This is a genomic window from Serratia sp. K1WW1 (assembly GCF_055790865.1).
The window spans coordinates 4,518,403-4,536,895 of record NZ_CM147697.1 but is presented as its reverse complement, the minus strand read 5'-3'; the positions used below and the strand labels follow the sequence as shown (position 1 = coordinate 4,536,895).

Here is an 18,493-nt window from a genome sequence, read left to right as displayed (position 1 = left end):
AACTAAGAGAGAGCTCTATGAACCCTGAGCGTTCCGAACGCATTGAAATCCCCGTGTTGCCATTGCGCGACGTGGTGGTTTATCCGCACATGGTGATCCCGTTGTTTGTTGGCCGGGAAAAATCGATTCGGTGCCTCGAAGCCGCAATGGATCACGATAAAAAGATCATGCTGGTGGCGCAGAAAGAGGCCTCGACGGATGAACCTGGCATTAACGATCTGTTCTCGGTCGGTACCGTTGCATCGATTTTACAGATGCTGAAACTGCCGGACGGCACGGTCAAGGTGCTGGTCGAAGGTTTACAGCGTGCGCGTATTACCACGCTTTCCGACAGCGGCGAACACTTCGCTGCCCAGGCTGAATATCTTGAATCACCGGCTATCGACGAGCGTGAGCAGGAAGTCCTGGTGCGCACGGCGATCAATCAGTTTGAAGGCTACATCAAACTGAACAAAAAAATTCCACCGGAGGTGCTGACTTCATTGAACAGCATCGACGACGCTGCACGCCTGGCGGATACCATCGCTGCGCATATGCCGCTGAAGCTCAGCGACAAGCAGTCGGTGCTGGAGATGTTCGATATCACCGAGCGTCTTGAGTACCTGATGGCGATGATGGAGTCGGAAATTGACCTGCTGCAGGTTGAGAAGCGCATCCGTAACCGCGTCAAGAAACAGATGGAAAAGAGCCAGCGCGAGTACTATCTGAATGAGCAGATGAAGGCGATTCAGAAAGAGCTGGGCGAGATGGACGACACGCCGGATGAACACGAGGCGTTGAAGCGCAAGATCGAAGCGGCCAAAATGCCGAAAGAAGCGCGTGAGAAAACCGAAGCGGAACTGCAAAAGCTGAAAATGATGTCGCCGATGTCTGCGGAAGCGACCGTAGTGCGTGGCTATATCGACTGGATGATCCAGGTGCCGTGGAATGCGCGCAGCAAGGTGAAAAAAGACCTGCTCAAGGCGCAGGAAGTGCTCGATACCGATCACTACGGCCTGGAACGCGTCAAAGACCGCATCCTTGAGTATCTTGCAGTGCAGAGCCGCGTCAGCAAAATCAAGGGGCCAATCCTGTGTCTGGTAGGGCCTCCTGGTGTGGGTAAAACCTCGCTGGGGCAGTCGATCGCTCGTGCGACCGGCCGCCAATATGTCCGTATGGCGCTGGGCGGCGTACGTGATGAAGCGGAGATCCGCGGTCACCGCCGGACTTACATCGGCTCCATGCCGGGTAAACTGATCCAGAAAATGGCCAAGGTTGGGGTGAAAAACCCGCTGTTCCTGCTCGATGAAATCGACAAGATGTCATCCGACATGCGTGGCGATCCGGCTTCAGCCCTGCTGGAAGTGCTGGATCCGGAACAGAACGTGGCGTTTAACGATCACTATCTGGAAGTGGATTACGATCTGTCCGACGTGATGTTCGTGGCGACCTCGAACTCGATGAACATCCCGGCACCGCTGCTGGACCGTATGGAAGTGATCCGTCTTTCTGGCTACACCGAAGACGAAAAGCTGAACATTGCCAAACAGCACCTGTTGCCGAAGCAGCTTGAACGCAACGCGTTGAAGAAAGGCGAGTTGACGGTAGATGACAGTGCCATTATCGGCATCATCCGCTATTACACCCGTGAAGCCGGGGTGCGTAGCCTGGAGCGTGAAATTTCCAAACTGTGCCGTAAAGCGGTCAAGTCGCTGCTGATGGACAAGAAGCTCAAGCACATCGAGATCAATGGCGAAAACCTCAAGGACTTCCTGGGCGTTCAGCGTGTTGATTACGGCCGTGCAGACACCGAAAACCGCGTAGGACAGGTCACCGGGCTGGCGTGGACGGAAGTGGGCGGCGATCTGCTGACCATTGAAACCGCCTGCGTGCCGGGCAAAGGCAAGCTGACCTACACCGGTTCTTTGGGTGAGGTGATGCAGGAGTCTATCCAGGCCGCGTTGACCGTGGTACGTGCACGTGCAGAGAAGTTGGGCATCAACGCCGATTTCTATGAAAAACGTGATATCCATGTCCACGTGCCGGAAGGGGCGACGCCGAAAGACGGCCCAAGCGCCGGTATTGCCATGTGTACCGCGCTGGTTTCCTGCCTGACAGGCAACCCGGTGCGCGCCGATGTGGCGATGACCGGTGAGATCACCTTGCGTGGTCATGTGTTGCCGATTGGCGGCCTGAAAGAGAAGCTGCTGGCGGCACACCGTGGCGGTATCAAAACCGTGCTGATCCCTTACGAGAACAAGCGCGATTTGGAAGAGATCCCGGACAACGTCATTGCCGATCTGGAGATCCATCCGGTACAGCGAATCGATGAAGTTTTGAACATTGCACTGGTCAATCCGGCCTTCGGCGCACAGCCGGTAGCGGTAAAATAGTGACGCATAGCAAAAACCATTGATAAAACTCATGCTGGCAAGCCAATTCGGACTTGCCAGTATTTTTTTGTGCCGCTAAGTTAGATCCCTGTCGGCTCGCGTTTCGCTGCCGTTTGGTGGCTTGCCAAGGCACGACGGGATTGATATAACAGCAGCGCTGTCGTAACCGTAGGGATTTTTTCGGTGCGACGTTTTGAATTCTAGAGGGGATGATAGAGTGAATAAGTCACAACTGATCGACAAAATTGCCGCGGGTGCTGATATTTCTAAAGCGGCAGCAGGGCGTGCTTTGGACGCAATTATTGCTTCCGTTACCGATTCCTTGAAAGAAGGGGATGACGTGGCTCTGGTTGGTTTCGGTTCTTTCACCGTGCGTGAGCGTTCAGCTCGTACCGGCCGTAACCCGCAAACGGGTAAAGAGATCAAAATCGCGGCAGCCAAAGTTCCGGCTTTCCGTGCAGGGAAAGCCCTGAAAGACGCAGTAAACTGATTACGGCGTTTAATCGCATCGCGTCGCCGGTAAACAATCACCTGACGCAGCGGTATTGGTAAGGTAAGATATAAGGCGCATCAGGTTGATGCGCTTTTTTTATTTTTGTCGCAGGGAACGCGCCTGCACAAGGGTTGTTAATCCACATCACAGCGGAGTGTTGTCACACTATGATGGACAATTTACGCGCGGCTGCTAACCACGTCGTGCTAAAAATCATCCTGGGGCTGATTATCTTGTCATTTCTTTTGACTGGAGTAGTCAGCTATCAGGGAAGTGCCGGCGATTACGCTGCGAAAGTAAATGGCCAGGTGATCGAACGCGCCCAGCTCGAACAGGCTTTCCAGAGTGAACGTAGCCGTATGCAGCAGGAACTGGGTGACCGTTTCTCTGCCATGGCTGGCAACGAAGGCTACATGCAGCAGATGCGCCAGCAGGTGCTGTCTCAACTGATCGACAAGTCGCTGCTGGACCAGTACGCGAAGACGCTGGGCCTGAGCGCCAGTGACGATCAGGTGAAAGAGGCCATCCGTCAAGAAAGCTATTTCCAGACGGACGGCAAGTTCGACAACGCCAAATATCTCGACCTGATTACCCGTTCGGGCTTTAGCCCAGATCAATATGCGCAATACACACGCCAGCGGTTAATCAACCAGCAGATGATCCAGGGCTTCGGCGGATCCGATATCGTCCCACCAAGCGAAGCAGAGTCTATGGTTGCTCTGGTCCTGCAAGAGCGCGAAGTGCGCCTGGCGACGATCGATCTGAATGCCATGATGGCCAAGCAAACCGTCACCGACGAAGAGCTGAAAGCGTTCTTCGAGCAGAACAAAAACAGCTTCATCGCGCCAGAGAAGGTGAAAGTGAGCTTTATCCCGCTGGATGCCGCGGCATTGCAGGATACGGTGACCGTTACCGAAGCGGATATCAGCGCCTATTATGATGGGCATCAAAGCAGCTTTGGCCAGCCGGAACGCAAAAAATTCAGCGTGATCCAGCTCAAAACCGAAGCGGACGCCAAAGCGGTATTGGAAGAGCTGAAAAACGGTGGTGATTTCGCTGCGTTGGCGAAAGAGAAATCTACTGACATCATCTCGCGCCGTACCGGTGGCGAAATGGACTGGATGGAGCCAGATACCACGGCTGACGAACTGAAACAGGCTAACCTGACCGAGAAAGGCCAACTGTCTGGCGTAGTGAAGTCTTCAGTGGGTTACCTGATCGTGCGCCTGGACGATATCAAGCCAGCGCTGGTGAAGCCATTGAGCGAAGTGCATGATGCTATCGCCAAGCAGATCAAGCAGGAAAAAGCGGTAGATGCCTACTATGCGCTGCAGCAGAAAGTCAGCGAAGCGGCGACCAGCGATAACGAGTCCCTGGCTTCAGCGGAAGAAGCTGCGGGTATCAAGGCGGCTAACACCGAATGGTTTACCCGTGACTCTGTTCCTGCTGCCTTGAACTTCAAGCCGGTTGTGCAAGCCATCTTCGATGGTTCGCTGATTGGCGAGAACGGCGCACCAGGCAGCAACTCTGACGTTATCACCGTTGACGGTGACCGTGCGTTCGTGATCCGCGTGGTGGCCCATCAGCCGGAAGGGATTGAACCTTTCGACAAGGTGAAAGATCGCGTAACCGCGATGGTCAAACACAACAAGGCACTGCAAGAAGCCAAGCTGCAGGGTGAAAAACTGCTGGTTGAGCTGAAGCAGGGCAAAGGCGATGAAGCGATGAAAGCCGCAGGTCTGAGCTTCGGCAGCGTACAGAAAATGGCACGCGCCCCGGAAGACAGCCAACTGGTGGAAGCCGTATTCGCTCTGCCGCACCCTGAAGCCGGTAAAGTGGTTTACGGCATGTCACAGGATGCTCAAGGGAACGTGGTGTTGATCGCCCTGGATAGCGTTAAGCCAGGCACGCTGCCAGCAGACGAAATGAAAACCTTCGTCAGCAACATGGAGAAAGGGAGCGCTAGCGTGACCTTCGATGCCCTCCTGACTAACCTGCGCAAAGAAGCCAAGATCAAAATGGGTGCCGCTGAGCAGCAACAGCCGTAATCTCCGCTCTCTGGTTTTGTAGGGCGCGCAGCATGCTGCGCCCGTATTCCTCCCTACAGTGGACGGGAATAAGCACCGCATTTCTTTGCAACAGCTTGCAATACTCAAAGGCCGCTTTCGCGGCCTTTTCCACATTTAAACTCTGCCATTTGCCGATCTTCCGCCGCTGCGGCAAGGTAACCTTGCTGTCAAACACAAGGAGGATACAGCATGCAACTTAGCGAAAATAAAGCCATTATCCGTTTTACCGTTATCCGCCAGCTACTCTTGGCGGCGGCGCTGTTTGGCCTGATAGGGAGCTCGGCCATTGCCGCAGAGAAACCCTCTCAGGGGCAACCACAGGCCGCTGCGGTATCGCCTAAGGTCAGCCCTGAAGCGCCAGGCGAGGGGGAAGCCAAGGTCAGTATTAACCAGGCAGATGCAGAGGCGCTAGCCACCGTGTTGAACGGCGTAGGGCTGAAAAAGGCAGAGGCCATAGTGCGCTACCGCGAACAGAACGGGCCGTTTAGTGAAATAGACCAGCTACAGGAGGTGCCGGGGATCGGTCCCTCCCTGGTGGAAAGAAATCGTGATCGGCTGAAAATGTGATCCCGCTCGCGGCTGCGTGGCAAAGTGCCCTCGCAGCCGCGCTGCTCTGCTACATTTTACAGGTCATACCAGTCGTCCATCGCAAACTCTTTGCCAAGCCCTGCGGTACAAGCATGCTGCCAGCAAGGAGGGATAATATTGAACGGGTATGCCGGTATTAATTCGCTATCACCAGAGCAGGAGCGGTTGTTTCACTATGCAAACTTATATCAAAGTTCGTGGCTATCATCTTGATGTCTATCAACACGTTAATAATGCCCGGTATCTGGAATTCCTGGAGGAGGCGCGCTGGGAATGGCTGGAGGGTCTGGATGCTTTCCACTGGATGACGCAAAACAACATCGCGTTTATCGTGGTGAACATCAATATCAATTATCGTAAGCCTGCCGTATTAGGGGATAAGCTGCGCATCGATAGCCAGATGCTGCAACTCAATGGCAAGAGCGGCGTGCTGAGCCAGCAGGTATTGCTGGAGCCGGAGGGGACAGTGGTCGCCGACGCGACGCTGACCTTTGTCTGTATCGATTTGAAAACCCAGCGGGCACTGCCGATTGAAGGCGCATTGCGTGAACACCTGGTGGCACTACAACAGAAAGATGCTGAGGCCTGATTAAGCATCGTGCTGGTCATGGCCCCTCACCCTAGCCCTCTCCCACAGGGAGAGGGGACCGAACGTGCCAGCGGGTATTTCTCTCACGACCTGACCATCGGTAAATGAAAGGGTCGGTGCTCCAGGGATAACTCAGTACCCGATGACAATACCGTATCAACTCATGGAAGGCATGACTCTTGCCTGGATGACAACGGCGTACCAGCTCCCTCTCCCTTAACAGGTTTCCATGTAGACCCCTGTCTTTACATTGGGAGAGGGCTGGGGTGAGGGGATCTTGCAATTACTACAGATTAACTCCGTTCCCAATTCCGGCTCTGCACTAGCTCCCTTGTAATGGTCTAATGATCCCGGACACTTTGTTAGAGATATAATAAGCAGCACTAACGAGGTGAGAATGCGCAGAAAAACGTTTACCCATGAGTTCAAACAGGAATGTGTCAATCTGGTCCTTCAGCACAACTACCCGGTGACACAAGCTGCTGAAACAATGAATATTGGTCTTTCCACATTGCAGCGCTGGCTACGCCAGTATCGCGGAGAAGTACGGGGCGAGACGCCAGCAGCCAGTGCCATTACACCTGAACAACGGCGAATACAGGAACTTGAAAAGCAGGTACGTCAGCTACAGAGCGACAATGACCTGTTAAAAAAAGCTTCGGCCTTCTTCGCCATGGAAATGAACAACGACAAAAAGTCGCGGTAAAGCTGAAGAAGGCTGGTGCAAATATCCAGCAGGTATGTCGCTGCCTGTCGCTTACGCGCAGCGTATTTTACGCACGGAGCAGCCGGCCAGCGCTCAAAGCCGATGTTCTTATGCTTCACGCAGCGGCTAAACATGTTCATGCTGAAATGGATGCGACGTACGGCAGTAGGCGTATGTGTATTGAGTTGCGTGAACAGGGTTTTAACGTAGGCCGATACCGCGTCCGTCAGGTAATGAAAGCCCTGTTGCTGGTTGCGAAGCGTCCCGGACGTCACCGTTATCCCCGTGGTGGAAAACCGGCTGTAGTGGCAGATAACCTACTGAATCGGCAATTTAATCCAGAGACATTGAATACCTGGTGGTCAGGTGATGTCACCTATCTTCGCACGGCTCAGGGCTGGTTGTATCTGGCTATTGTCATGGACTTATGTTCAAGAAAAATAGTGAGCTGGGCCTTCTCAGACAAACCGGACAGCGCGCTGACTACGCGGGCATTACGGCTGGCGATCAATAAACGACGGCCAACAGGTCCAGTCGTATTCCATAGCGATCAAGGGGCGCAATATACCAGTACTCAGTTCCAATCCTGCCAGCAGGAACTTGCTGTGACGGGCAGCATGAGCCGTAAGGGTAACTGCCTGGATAATGCGGTTACGGAGAGGTTTTTCCGCAGTCTGAAAGCAGAGAGAGTTAACTATCGTCGCTATGAAACCCGAAGTCAGGGTATTGCAGACGTTATCGATTATATCGACAGTTTTTATAATCTGAAGCGGCGGCATTACCGGCTGGGAAACATCTCGCCGGATGAATACGAACGACGACTACAACAATGTGCCTAAATCGGTGTCCTGTTTTACTTGACCATTACACCTCTCCCTGTGGGCTGAGGAATCCCCAGAAAAATTGAGACGATAAATAGGCTATTTTTTACCCACAAACGGGCTGGGAAATAGCCTCAAGCAGACGAGAAGAAGTGGTTCGTCATTCTCTCACTGCCAATTTACGAACAAAATGGAACAGATTGATCGTAAAACACTCGCTCTAATTCTCTGAAACCCCTAAGAAAAAATTAGTGGGGATACCTCAGCCCTGTGGGAGAGGGCTGGGGTGAGGGGCTCTCGCAATGACTACTGATGTGGCTTAATGATCTTGGACACCGAATAAGGGTGATATGGTCACTCCAATAAACTTCCCTGATACAAAAGAGGTGTCCAATGAAAGGCAGACGTACTTTTTCTCCAGAATTCAAATGTGAGGCTGCAAGCCTTGTTCTCGACAGGGGGTACTCAATTGTACAAGCCTGTGAGGCAATGGGAGTGGGCAGTACGGCTATGCAGCGCTGGGTACACCAGCTCGCCAGTGAACGAGGTGGAGTAACACCAACTACCGGAAAAGCCCTGACTTCTGAGCAAAAACGCATTCAGGAACTTGAAGCTCAAATCCGTAGGATTGAACGCGAGAAAAATATCTTAAAGGAGGCTACCGCTCTCTTAATGTCGGAATCGTTCACTCGCTTGAAATGATTAAGATATTGAGCGAGCGTTATCCTGTTGTTGAACTGTGTGTTCTCTTTGGTGTTGCACGTAGCCGCTATTACTACCGACGGCTTCCAGAGAAGACGGTGAGAAAAGTTCAACGAGAGCGCGTGTGTGCGCTTCATAAAGAAAGTCGTGGCTCTGCAGGAGCTCGGACATTGTCAGCGTCACTCACTGCTGAAGGTCATGTGGTAGGCCGGTATAAAGCTCGTCGGTTGATGAAAGAAGCCGGGCTGAGAAGTACACAACAACGCAAACACAGTTACCGGTTAGCGACAGATGAAGCGAGGTATGCCCCCAATCACCTGACGCGCGCCTTCAATGTTGAACGACCGAATACAGTCTGGTGTGGGGATGTGACTTATATCTGGGCGGGTCGATGCTGGCTTTACCTGGCGGTGGTGTTGGATCTCTATGCCAGAAAGGTAGTGGGTTGGTCTTTATCGTTATCACCGGATAGCGTACTGACTGGGGATGCGCTACGTATAGCTTATGAATCAAGAGGATGTCCTACGGGAGTGATGTTCCACTCAGACCAGGGCAGCCATTACAGTAGTCGAGCGTACAGGCACAAGTTAGAGCAATATCAGATAAAACAAAGCATGAGTCGGCGTGGTAACTGTTGGGATAACGCGCCAATGGAGCGGTTCTTCAGAAGCCTGAAGTCAGAATGGATCCCGGAGTATGGTTACGAGACAGTGGCCGAAGCCAAAGCAGATGTCCTGAGCTACATAACGCATTACTACAACCATCGAAGAGCACATAGCTTTAATGATGGCCAGACGCCGCATGCCAAAGAGAGGCATGCGGCGTAAAAAAACCTTAATCGGTGTTCGATATTACTAGACCACATCATACAGATTAACTCCGTTCCCAATTCCGGCTCTGCACTAGCTCCCTCTCCCTGTGGGAGAGGGCTGGGGTGAGGGGCTCTCGCAATGACTACAGATTAACTCCGTTCCCAATTCCGGCTCTGCACTAGCTCCCTCTCCCTGTGGGAGAGGGTTGGGGTGAGGGGATCCAACGATGGCTTAATCTGACTTATTGAGCGGCATTGCAGCCGCCCATGAACTGGCTTAAACCAACCCGGTTTTCCGCTTCAGGCTGGCCATCACGCCGACCTTGTCCTGCTGATACTGCTGCAATCCGTTGGCGCGCAGGTGGCAGGCCGCACATTCACCACAACCATCGCCTTGAACGCCGTTATAACAGGTGAGCGTCTCATGGCGGATACGTTCCAACTGCTGGTAATAGTCCGCCAGAGCCCAGGTCTCAGCTTTATTGAGCCACATCAGTGGAGTTTCAAAGCGTATATCACGGGCGATCCCCAGCACGATGGCCTGATTCAGGGCCTTAACAAACTCGTCGCGGCAATCCGGATATCCCGAGAAATCAGTCTCGCACACGCCGGTGATCACGGCTTCGGCTTCCACCTGGTAGGCATAAATCGCCGCCAGGGTGAGGAACAGGATGTTGCGCCCCGGCACAAAGGTGCTTGGCAAGGCATCGGTCTGTGAGCTGTCGTAGGTGGGGACCGGAATGTTATCGCGAGTCAGGCTGCTGATGGCCAGCTCATTGAGCAACCCAACGTCCAAAACCTTGTGCGCCTTGGCTCCCAGGGTTTGGCATAGGGCCTGGGCCACCTCGATTTCGGCGCGGTGACGCTGGCCGTAATCGAACGTGATGCAGTGAACTTCATCATACTGTTGCAATGCCTGGATCAAGCAGGTCGTGGAGTCTTGTCCACCGCTAAAAACGACGACTGCGCGTTTCATAAATCTACCTTCTGGCTAGGGCCATTCCCGATGCACATTCGGGCGGCCGGTTTATGCCCTTTCCACCAGGCTACAGCGTTACTGGCCTGAACCTGGCGCTATTGGGCTTCATAACACACATGCGGGGATGCTATCAGAAATGCTCGCCACAGCGTAGGGCAACCTAATCATCCAGCGGCGGTGGCAGCCAAGCCTGGCAAAAATCAAACCAGCCGTAGGCGGTGAGCATCACGCCCTGTATGCGGGGAGGGGCACTGACCTGATACTGATAGTTGAATAGGGGAGTGAGGATCGCGGCCCCCATCAACTGTTGATAATACGCTTTTAGCTGGCTGTAGCGTTGCAGTGGTGCTGGGCATTGCTGGATCTGTTGCAGGGTTCGCTGTTGGTATTGCCAATCCTCTTCTCGCAAAATTCCTTGCCACAGCAAATCGCGACGTAGCCAGCTTTCTAACGTCGCTTCCGGGGCTTCACCAATCAGGTTATCGGCCAGCAACAGATCGGCTTGGGCTATCTGCTCGGTACTTTGCCAACGTTTGCCGGAATAATAGCGGACCTCTAATTGGCAGCCATGCTCCGCCAGCAATTGTTGCAAAGCCTGAGTCACGCTCTCTAGTTCGATCGGTGGATGGTACAGCAGCGTCAACCGAGGGGGTAGCTCAACATCCTGTCTGACATCATGCTCAGGGATCGCCCAGCCCGGCAGCATTTCATGGCTTGGCATGATCACGCCCTGCTGGATGGGCAAACTGGCCAGCAGCCCGGAGCGCTGGATCAGCATCAGCAGCTTTTGCCCTTGGGCCTCACTCAGTACGCCACGGCGCTGGTTAATTGCCAGGTAGCACCACCCTTGGCTCATACTGCGTTGCACCGGCCGTGCCTGTGCCAGTTCTTCCTGCTGGCCGATGGTGATGCGTACCGGGTGCTGGCAACTGGTGTCGGTACTGCGGGTTGGCAGCTCTGGCGTGATCCAATATTCGATGCTTTCCAGATAAGGATGTTGCAGATGATAGTAAGGATGCTGTTCCAGCCGTACCATATGCGGCTCGTTTAGTGCCAGCTTAAACGGACCTGCGCCGAGGCTCGGTAGCTCTGGATGCGTCATCAGGCAGGGCAGTTCTGCCAGCCGGTGCGCCAGCCAATAATCGGGCATTTGCAGATCGAACTGGACGCATAGCGCATGCGGCAGGCTGATTGCCGCCACGCTGCTCAATAATGGCTGACTGCGCGGATGGTGTTGCAGGGCGTTGAGGGTTTGCAATAGCTGTTTGCCCGTCAAGGCCTCGCCGTTATGCCATCGCAGCTGACTGCGCAGAAAGAACTGCCAACGCAGGCCGTCTTCGCTAATCTGCCAGTGATGGGCCAGATCGGGCTGTGGCTCGGGGCAACCGGTATTGAAGCGCGTCAAACCGGCATAAACGGTCGCCACCAAATGCTGTTCCGCACGGCCGCTTAGCGTCAACGGATCTAGCTTTTCCAACGTACGGTAATAAGGGATACGCAGCGTAGGGCTGCCTTCCTGCCATTGGCCGCCGAGGTGGGGGCTCAGCAACTCTTGCAGATGCTGTGGCGCCAGCTGCGCCATTTCCAAGGCTCCCTGATGATCGCCCAGTTGCAGTAAACGTTGGAGATGCGCAGTCCGCAGTTCATCGGGGGTTTTCAGGCACTGCAACTGCGCGCGTTTCCCCCTTCCGGCCTGTGATTGCCAACTTAGCCAGCCTTGTTGCTGCAACTGCTGCACCAGAGTGCGCGCATGTCGCTCGCTACAATAGAAGATCGCAGCTAATTCACCGATCGTGATCGCCACCGGCGCGCTGCCTAGCTGGTGGTACAAACGTTGATATTGACCGAGGCGATGAACCAGGCGCATAGCGGTATCCTAGGTGTTTCAAGCGATGAAAGATAAATCAGGAAGTGTTTAGGCAAATTGTTCACTATTACTTCCGCAAATACCACCCCATACTGCGGTGATTGCCATTGTGCTCACATTTACGAGGTTCCTATGTATCGCCTGGCCGCTTTCGATATGGACGGCACCCTGCTGACCCCCGATCACCGTGTCGGGCCGGAAACGCTGAGCGCGTTAAGGCAGCTTATCGACAGGGATATGGTGGTGACCTTTGCCACCGGGCGGCATTACCTCGATGCCCAGCCGATCATGGCGCAACTGGGTTTACAAGGTTATCTGATCACCGGTAACGGCACTCGCGTCTATGATCAGCAAGGGCAGCAACTGCATGCTACCGACTTACCGGCGGAGATTGCCGAAGAAGTGTTGCATACCCACTGGCGTACCTCTGCCAGCATGCACGTGTTTCGTGATGAGGGATGGTTGACCGAAACCGCGGTGCCGGAAATGCTGGCTGCACATCATCTCAGTGGCTTTCATTTCCAACTCACCGATTTGCGTCGTCTGCCCGCATCTGGCAACAGCAAAGTCTGTTTCTGCGCCCCCCATGAAGAGCTGGTCAAGCTGCAGGCTCACTTGAGTGAACATTTCGGCACCCGTGCCGACCTTTGCTTCTCGGCCTATGATTGCCTCGAAGTGCTGCCAAAGGGCTGCAATAAGGGCGCGGCATTGAACAAGCTGAGCCGCCATCTGGGGCTGACGTTGGCTGATTGCATGGCCTTTGGCGATGCGATGAATGATAAGGAAATGCTGGCGGGAGTCGGGCACGGCGTGGTGATGGGCAATGCCCTGCCACAGTTGAAATCGTTACTGCCCCAACTACAGGTTATCGGCCACTGCGAACAGCAGGCGGTGGCTCACTATTTACAACATTGGCTGCGTTCACCACACCTCACCTATTCCCCCGAATTCTGAGGTATTAGCATTACAGCCGGCCGGGTATGACTACCCGGCTTTTTTTATCCCCTGAATTTCGCATTAATAACTTAATAACTTATTTTTCTAACAAGTTAGCCAGTTGGGTACTGTAATGCGTCAGATCGCCGATATGGTTGCTGACCCAGTCGCTGTTGTAATAGGTATCCAGGTAGCGTTCACCGCTGTCGCATAGCAGGGTGACTATGGCACCTTGCTCGCCCTTATCCCGCATCTGCCTGGCCAGCTGCAGCGCACCCCAGACGTTGGTCCCGGTAGAGGCGCCCACCTTACGGCCAAGAATATTTTCCAACCAATAAATGGTGGCGATACTGGCGGCATCGGGCACGCGCATCATGTTGTCGATCACCGAAGGGATAAACGACGGTTCGGCGCGTGGGCGGCCAATCCCTTCGATGCGGCTGCCACAGCTGCCGATGATGGTACGATCGCCATGATGGAAGCAATCGTAGAACACCGAGTTTTCCGGATCGACCACGGTGAGCTGGGTATCATGCCCTTGATAGCGAATGTAGCGCCCAAGCGTTGCCGAAGTGCCGCCAGTGCCTGCACTCATCACGATGTGTTTCGGAACCGGGTGCGGTTCGCGCTCCATCTGGCGGAAAATACTGTCGGCGATGTTGTTGTTGCCACGCCAGTCGGTGGCGCGTTCGGCAAAGGTGAACTGATCCATATAATGGCCGTTCAGCTCTTTGGCCAACTCCTCTGACACCGCATAAATCTGGGCAGCATGATCGACAAAATGGCTGCGGCCACCGTAAAAGGCGATTTGCTCGACCTTACGTTTGGCGGTGCAGGAAGGCATTACCGCGATAAACGGCAGGCCGAGCAGGCGGGCAAAATAGGCTTCAGATACCGCTGTGCTGCCCGATGAGGCTTCAATAATCGGCGTGTTCTGGTTGATCCAACCGTTACAGAGGCCATACAGAAACAGCGAACGCGCCAGGCGGTGTTTCAAGCTGCCGGTGGGATGGGTGCTTTCATCTTTCAGGTAAAGATAGATGCCGGGAAATTCCGGCAGGTTCAAGCGGATCAAGTGCGTATCGGCGGAGCGTTGGAAATCCGCTTCTATTTCACCAATAGCATATTTTACCCAAGCGTTTGTCATAATCTGGCCTCAAAATAGGGGGCTTAAACCCGCCGCCTTGCAAGCTCTAGCTTGAAATCCAGCAGGGATGTTTGAGGTGTAGCATAGCGGTTCAGCGAGAAAAAAGGATTGCCATTTTTCCTGTTTAATCGCCTAATGGGAGAAATATTTTCTATGAAATCACCTTATGTTGGATAAAACTGACCGAAAACTGCTGTGCATGCTGCAACAGGACTGTACGCAATCGCTGCAAGTGCTGGCCGAAGCGGTGAATCTGACCTCAACGCCCTGCTGGAAACGGCTAAAACGGCTGGAAGATGAAGGTTACATTCGCGCACGTGTCGCGCTGCTGGATAATGAAAAGCTCGGGCTTGGCCTGACGGCGTTTGTGCTGATAAAAACCCAGCAGCACAGCAGCGAGTGGTATCAGAAATTTGTCGATCTCACCGCGCAGATGCCGGAAGTGTTGGCGTTTTACCGTATGGCGGGGGAGTATGATTACCTGATGCAGGTCGAGGTGGCGGACATGAAAAGCTATGACAATTTCTATAAACGCCTGGTGACCGGCGTGCCGGGGCTGATTGATGTCACTTCCAGCTTCGCGATGGAAAAAATCAAATACACCACGGCGCTACCCGTGCCAGAGTGAAATCGTCACTCAACTGTTGAATGTTAAGGTTGCAGGGCTGCAGCCGGTAATTTGTCGGATACTGTCTGGAATAAAACTGCGTGAGACTCTTTGCTCAAATCGGCTGGTATTTCCGCCGCGAGTGGCGCCGCTACCTCGGGGCCGTGGTGCTACTGATTGCCATTGCCATACTGCAACTGCTGCCGCCTAAGTTGGTTGGCATCATTGTTGATGGTGTCACCAAGGATCAGATGTCCAACAAGGTACTGATGGCCTGGCTGGGGTTGATGATTGGTACCGCCATTGTGGTTTATCTGCTGCGCTACGTGTGGCGAGTGCTGCTGTTTGGGGCTTCCTACCAACTGGCCGTCGAACTGCGGGAAAACTTCTATCGCCAACTCAGCCGTCAGAACCCGGCCTTCTATCTGCGCCACCGTACCGGCGATCTGATGGCCAGAGCGACCAATGACGTTGACCGTGTAGTGTTTGCGGCCGGTGAAGGCGTGCTGACGCTGGTGGACTCTTTGGTCATGGGGCTGGCGGTGCTGATCGTGATGAGTACCCAGATCAGCTGGCAATTGACCCTGCTTTCCCTGATCCCGATGCCGATCATGGCGATCGTCATCAAATACTATGGCGATCAACTACACCAGCGTTTCAAGTCGGCACAAGCCGCGTTCTCCAGCCTTAACGATCAGGCACAGGAGAGCATGACCAGCATCCGTATGATCAAGGCTTTTGGCCTGGAGGATCATCAGTCCAACCAGTTTGCCGAAGTGGCATCGCAAACCGGTGCGAAGAATATGCACGTGGCGCGAGTTGATGCGCGCTTTGATCCGACGATTTACATCGCTATTGGTGCGGCCAACCTGCTGGCGATCGGCGGCGGTAGCTGGATGGTGGTTAACGGTTCCCTCACGCTGGGCCAACTGACCAGCTTTGTCATGTACCTCGGCCTGATGATTTGGCCGATGCTGGCACTGGCCTGGATGTTTAATATCGTCGAGCGCGGCAGTGCCGCCTATAGCCGTATCCGCAGCCTGCTGGAAGAGGCACCGGCCGTGAAGGATGGTGAACTCGATCTGCCCGCCGGGCGCGGCAACCTGAGTGTGGAAATCCACGCGTTCCATTATCCGCAAACCAATAAACCCGCGCTGCATGACGTTGCGTTGCAGTTGCAGCCGGGGCAAATGTTGGGGTTGTGTGGGCCTACCGGTTCGGGCAAATCGACGCTGCTTTCGTTAATACAGCGCCAGTTCGATATTGATGACGGCCATATCAGCTATCACGGCTTGCCACTCACCCAGATCAAGCTCGACGAGTGGCGTTCACGCCTGTCGGTCGTTAGCCAGACGCCGTTCCTGTTCTCCGATAGCGTGGCCAATAATATCGCCTTGGGCAACCCGGCGGCCACTCAGGAACAGATTGAACAGGCCGCGCGCCTGGCCAGCGTGCATGAAGATATTCTGCGTTTGCCTCAGGGTTACGAGACCGAGGTGGGTGAGCGCGGCGTGATGCTTTCTGGTGGCCAGAAACAGCGTATTTCCATCGCGCGGGCGCTACTGCTGGAGGCGGAAATTCTGATCCTCGACGATGCCCTCTCGGCGGTGGATGGGCGCACCGAACACCAGATCCTGCATAACCTGCGCAGTTGGGGGCAAAACCGCACGGTGATCATCAGCGCGCACCGCCTTTCGGCCCTGACGGAAGCCAGCGAAATCCTGGTGATGCAACACGGCTCGGTGGTACAGCGTGGGCAGCATGGGCAATTGGCTAGCGAGCCTGGCTGGTATCGCGACATGTATCGTTATCAGCAATTGGAAGCGGCGTTGGATGAGGCTCCTGATAGCACCGAGGAGGTTTTGGCCGATGAGTAAGATACAAAATATGTGGCCAACGCTGAAACGTTTGCTGGCTTATGGCTCGCCTTATCGTAAACCTCTCGGGTGGGCGGTATTGATGCTGTGGGTAGCGGCGGCGGCGGAAGTCGCCGGACCGATACTGATTGGCTACTTTATTGATAACTACGTTGCCAAAGGGCAATTGCCGCTGATGATTGTCAGCTCCCTGGCGGTAGCTTATATCCTGCTGGAACTGCTCGCTGCGGCGTTGCACTATTTCCAGGCCATCCTGTTTAATCGGGTGGCGGTTGGGGTGGTACAACGGTTGCGCACCGACGTGATGGACGCGGCTCTGCGTCAACCGCTGAGCGCGTTTGATACCCAGCCTGTCGGGCAATTGATCTCGCGGGTAACCAACGATACCGAAGTGATCAAAGATCTGTATGTGATGGTGGTGTCCACGGTACTGAAAAGTGCGGCGCTGATCGGGGCGATGCTGGTGGCGATGTTCAGCCTGGACTGGCGTATGGCACTGGTAGCGATCTGCATCTTCCCGGCGGTGCTGGTGGTGATGGGGATCTATCAATATTACAGCACGCCGATCGTGCGGCGGATGCGTAGCTACCTGGCGGATATCAACGACGGCTTCAACGAAGTGATCAGCGGCATGGGGGTGATCCAGCAGTTCCGTCAGCAGATCCGTTTTGGCGAGCGCATGAGTGCGGCCAGCCGCTCGCATTACACCGCCCGGATGCAGACGCTGCGCCTGGATGGTTTTCTGTTACGGCCACTGCTTAGCCTGTTCTCTGCCTTGGTTCTATGTGGCCTGTTGATGCTGTTTGGCTTCAGCGGTGAAGGCGCGATTGGCGTGGGGGTGCTATATGCCTTCATCAACTATCTTGGTCGTTTGAACGAACCGTTGATTGAGCTGACCGCCCAACAATCGATATTGCAGCAGGCCGTGGTGGCCGGTGAACGTATTTTCGAGCTGATGGATCGCAGCCAGCAGAGCTATGGCAGTGACGATCGCCCGTTGGCGAGTGGCCGTATCGATATCAGCGACCTGAGCTTTGCCTACCGCAGCGACAAAAAAGTGCTGCAAAATATCTCGTTGCAGGTGCCGTCACGGGGTTTTGTTGCCCTGGTTGGCCATACCGGCAGCGGAAAGAGCACCCTGGCTAACCTGTTGATGGGCTATTACCCGCTGAGCGAAGGGGAAATTCGTCTGGATGGCCGCCCGTTGTCCAGCCTTTCACATCGTACCCTGCGCCAAGGCATTGCCATGGTGCAGCAAGATCCGGTGGTGATGGCGGAGTCGGTGCTGGCGAACGTCACGCTTGGTCGCTCTATCGGTGAAGAGGCGGTCTGGCAGGCGCTGGAAACGGTGCAACTGGGTGAACTGGTGCGTAGCTTCCCACAGGGCATCCATACGCGCCTGGGGGAGCAGGGGAATAATCTGTCCGTAGGACAGAAGCAGTTGTTGGCCTTGGCGCGCGTGCTGGTCCAGGCACCGCAGATCCTGATCCTGGATGAAGCGACCGCCAATATAGATTCCGGCACCGAGCAGGCGATCCAACGCGCCTTACGGCTGATCCGCGAGCAGACGACGCTGGTGGTGATCGCCCACCGCCTTTCAACCATTGTTGATGCCGACTCTATTCTGGTACTGCATCGCGGTCATGCCGTGGAGCAGGGGAACCATCAGCAGTTGTTGGCACAGCAGGGCCGCTACTACCAGATGTATCAGCTACAGCTGGTGGGTGAAGAGTTGGCTGCTACGACGCGCGACGAAACTCAGCCCGCATAATCTTAAACAAGGGCTCCGCTCCAGGAGCCCGCACCACCAACAGGCAATAGCGCTTTTCGACTCCCTCCTACTGCACTTTCCCAACGCGTAATGCACCAAAAAGGTGCGCTATCTCCAGGCGGCGATCTCTGCTTTCGTCCAGCGCTGGCCTCTGATTG

15 protein-coding genes are annotated in these 18,493 nt (G+C 54.6%); 12 read left to right on the top strand and 3 right to left on the bottom strand.

The features are described 5' to 3' along the window. Positions 1–17: 17 nt before the first annotated feature. The 8 genes from lon to ACX9GU_RS20545 all read left to right on the top strand — a co-directional run bounded on the left by lon (position 18) and on the right by ACX9GU_RS20545 (position 9,167). A complete protein-coding gene (gene lon, locus ACX9GU_RS20580; RefSeq protein WP_021180165.1) occupies positions 18–2,372 on the top strand; it encodes an endopeptidase La in 2,355 nt (784 codons plus the stop codon). 217 nt (positions 2,373–2,589) lie between these two features. Then, positions 2,590–2,862 carry a nucleoid-associated protein HU-beta gene (gene hupB / locus ACX9GU_RS20575; protein ID WP_004954599.1) on the top strand — a complete coding sequence of 91 codons (273 nt, stop codon included), beginning with the start codon at positions 2,590–2,592 and terminating at the stop codon, positions 2,860–2,862. Between the two features lie 170 nt (positions 2,863–3,032). Next, positions 3,033–4,913, top strand: coding sequence for a peptidylprolyl isomerase (gene ppiD / locus ACX9GU_RS20570; protein ID WP_473192742.1), 1,881 nt, complete (start codon positions 3,033–3,035; stop codon positions 4,911–4,913). Between the two features lie 210 nt (positions 4,914–5,123). Then, the gene (locus tag ACX9GU_RS20565) at positions 5,124–5,501 is read left to right on the top strand and encodes a ComEA family DNA-binding protein (RefSeq protein WP_473192741.1); all 378 of its coding nucleotides are present in this window, start codon (positions 5,124–5,126) and stop codon (positions 5,499–5,501) included. 196 nt (positions 5,502–5,697) lie between these two features. Next, positions 5,698–6,111 carry an acyl-CoA thioesterase gene (locus ACX9GU_RS20560; RefSeq protein WP_473192740.1) on the top strand — a complete coding sequence of 138 codons (414 nt, stop codon included), beginning with the start codon at positions 5,698–5,700 and terminating at the stop codon, positions 6,109–6,111. A 397-nt stretch (positions 6,112–6,508) separates the two neighbouring features. Beyond that, complete coding sequence (locus ACX9GU_RS20555) at positions 6,509–6,817, top strand: transposase (protein ID WP_025384143.1); 309 nt, start codon at positions 6,509–6,511, stop codon at positions 6,815–6,817. Between the two features lie 2 nt (positions 6,818–6,819). After that, positions 6,820–7,656, top strand: coding sequence for an IS3 family transposase (locus ACX9GU_RS20550; protein ID WP_473195119.1), 837 nt, complete (start codon positions 6,820–6,822; stop codon positions 7,654–7,656). A 375-nt stretch (positions 7,657–8,031) separates the two neighbouring features. Next, a protein-coding gene (locus tag ACX9GU_RS20545) for an IS3 family transposase (protein WP_473192739.1) occupies positions 8,032–9,167 on the top strand; the annotation gives its coding sequence in 2 pieces (ribosomal slippage) (positions 8,032–8,293 and positions 8,293–9,167; 1,137 coding nt in all). 261 nt (positions 9,168–9,428) lie between these two features. On the opposite strand, the gene queC is transcribed toward ACX9GU_RS20545, so the two are convergent. Together queC and ACX9GU_RS20535 are read right to left on the bottom strand one after the other, a co-directional pair. Further along, entirely contained in the window at positions 9,429–10,127 is a 699-nt protein-coding gene (queC, locus tag ACX9GU_RS20540; RefSeq protein WP_024528383.1) for a 7-cyano-7-deazaguanine synthase QueC, read from the bottom strand. A gap of 163 nt (positions 10,128–10,290) precedes the next feature. Beyond that, a complete protein-coding gene (locus ACX9GU_RS20535) occupies positions 10,291–11,997 on the bottom strand; it encodes an SgrR family transcriptional regulator (protein ID WP_473192738.1) in 1,707 nt (568 codons plus the stop codon). A 132-nt stretch (positions 11,998–12,129) separates the two neighbouring features. Between ACX9GU_RS20535 and cof the strand changes: the two genes are divergently transcribed. Next, the gene (cof, locus tag ACX9GU_RS20530) at positions 12,130–12,951 is read left to right on the top strand and encodes an HMP-PP phosphatase (RefSeq protein WP_473192737.1); all 822 of its coding nucleotides are present in this window, start codon (positions 12,130–12,132) and stop codon (positions 12,949–12,951) included. 79 nt (positions 12,952–13,030) lie between these two features. Here cof and ACX9GU_RS20525 read toward each other — a convergent pair whose 3' ends face one another. Further along, positions 13,031–14,080, bottom strand: a complete 1,050-nt coding sequence (locus ACX9GU_RS20525; protein WP_473192736.1) for a PLP-dependent cysteine synthase family protein — start codon at positions 14,078–14,080, stop codon at positions 13,031–13,033. Positions 14,081–14,246: 166 nt separating this feature from the next. On the opposite strand from ACX9GU_RS20525, the gene ACX9GU_RS20520 reads away from it, so the two are divergent. From ACX9GU_RS20520 to ACX9GU_RS20510, 3 genes are all read left to right on the top strand, one after another. Then, positions 14,247–14,708: an Lrp/AsnC family transcriptional regulator gene (locus tag ACX9GU_RS20520; protein WP_021180156.1), complete on the top strand. Its 462-nt coding sequence runs from the start codon at positions 14,247–14,249 to the stop codon at positions 14,706–14,708. Positions 14,709–14,788: 80 nt separating this feature from the next. Beyond that, complete coding sequence (locus ACX9GU_RS20515) at positions 14,789–16,564, top strand: SmdA family multidrug ABC transporter permease/ATP-binding protein (RefSeq protein ID WP_473192735.1); 1,776 nt, start codon at positions 14,789–14,791, stop codon at positions 16,562–16,564. Next, positions 16,557–18,335, top strand: coding sequence for a SmdB family multidrug efflux ABC transporter permease/ATP-binding protein (locus tag ACX9GU_RS20510; RefSeq protein WP_473192734.1), 1,779 nt, complete (start codon positions 16,557–16,559; stop codon positions 18,333–18,335). Before ACX9GU_RS20515 ends, ACX9GU_RS20510 begins: the two co-directional genes overlap by 8 nt. Positions 18,336–18,493: the final 158 nt, after the last annotated feature.

Coding starts and splice junctions, on each gene's coding strand:
- lon (WP_021180165.1), top strand. CDS start 18: ATGAACCCTGAGCGTTCCGAACGCATTGAAATCCCCGTGTTGCCATTG.
- ppiD (WP_473192742.1), top strand. CDS start 3,033: ATGATGGACAATTTACGCGCGGCTGCTAACCACGTCGTGCTAAAAATC.
- ACX9GU_RS20565 (WP_473192741.1), top strand. CDS start 5,124: ATGCAACTTAGCGAAAATAAAGCCATTATCCGTTTTACCGTTATCCGC.
- ACX9GU_RS20560 (WP_473192740.1), top strand. CDS start 5,698: ATGCAAACTTATATCAAAGTTCGTGGCTATCATCTTGATGTCTATCAA.
- ACX9GU_RS20555 (WP_025384143.1), top strand. CDS start 6,509: ATGCGCAGAAAAACGTTTACCCATGAGTTCAAACAGGAATGTGTCAAT.
- queC (WP_024528383.1), bottom strand. CDS start 10,127: ATGAAACGCGCAGTCGTCGTTTTTAGCGGTGGACAAGACTCCACGACC.
- ACX9GU_RS20535 (WP_473192738.1), bottom strand. CDS start 11,997: ATGCGCCTGGTTCATCGCCTCGGTCAATATCAACGTTTGTACCACCAG.
- cof (WP_473192737.1), top strand. CDS start 12,130: ATGTATCGCCTGGCCGCTTTCGATATGGACGGCACCCTGCTGACCCCC.
- ACX9GU_RS20525 (WP_473192736.1), bottom strand. CDS start 14,080: ATGACAAACGCTTGGGTAAAATATGCTATTGGTGAAATAGAAGCGGAT.
- ACX9GU_RS20520 (WP_021180156.1), top strand. CDS start 14,247: ATGTTGGATAAAACTGACCGAAAACTGCTGTGCATGCTGCAACAGGAC.
- ACX9GU_RS20510 (WP_473192734.1), top strand. CDS start 16,557: ATGAGTAAGATACAAAATATGTGGCCAACGCTGAAACGTTTGCTGGCT.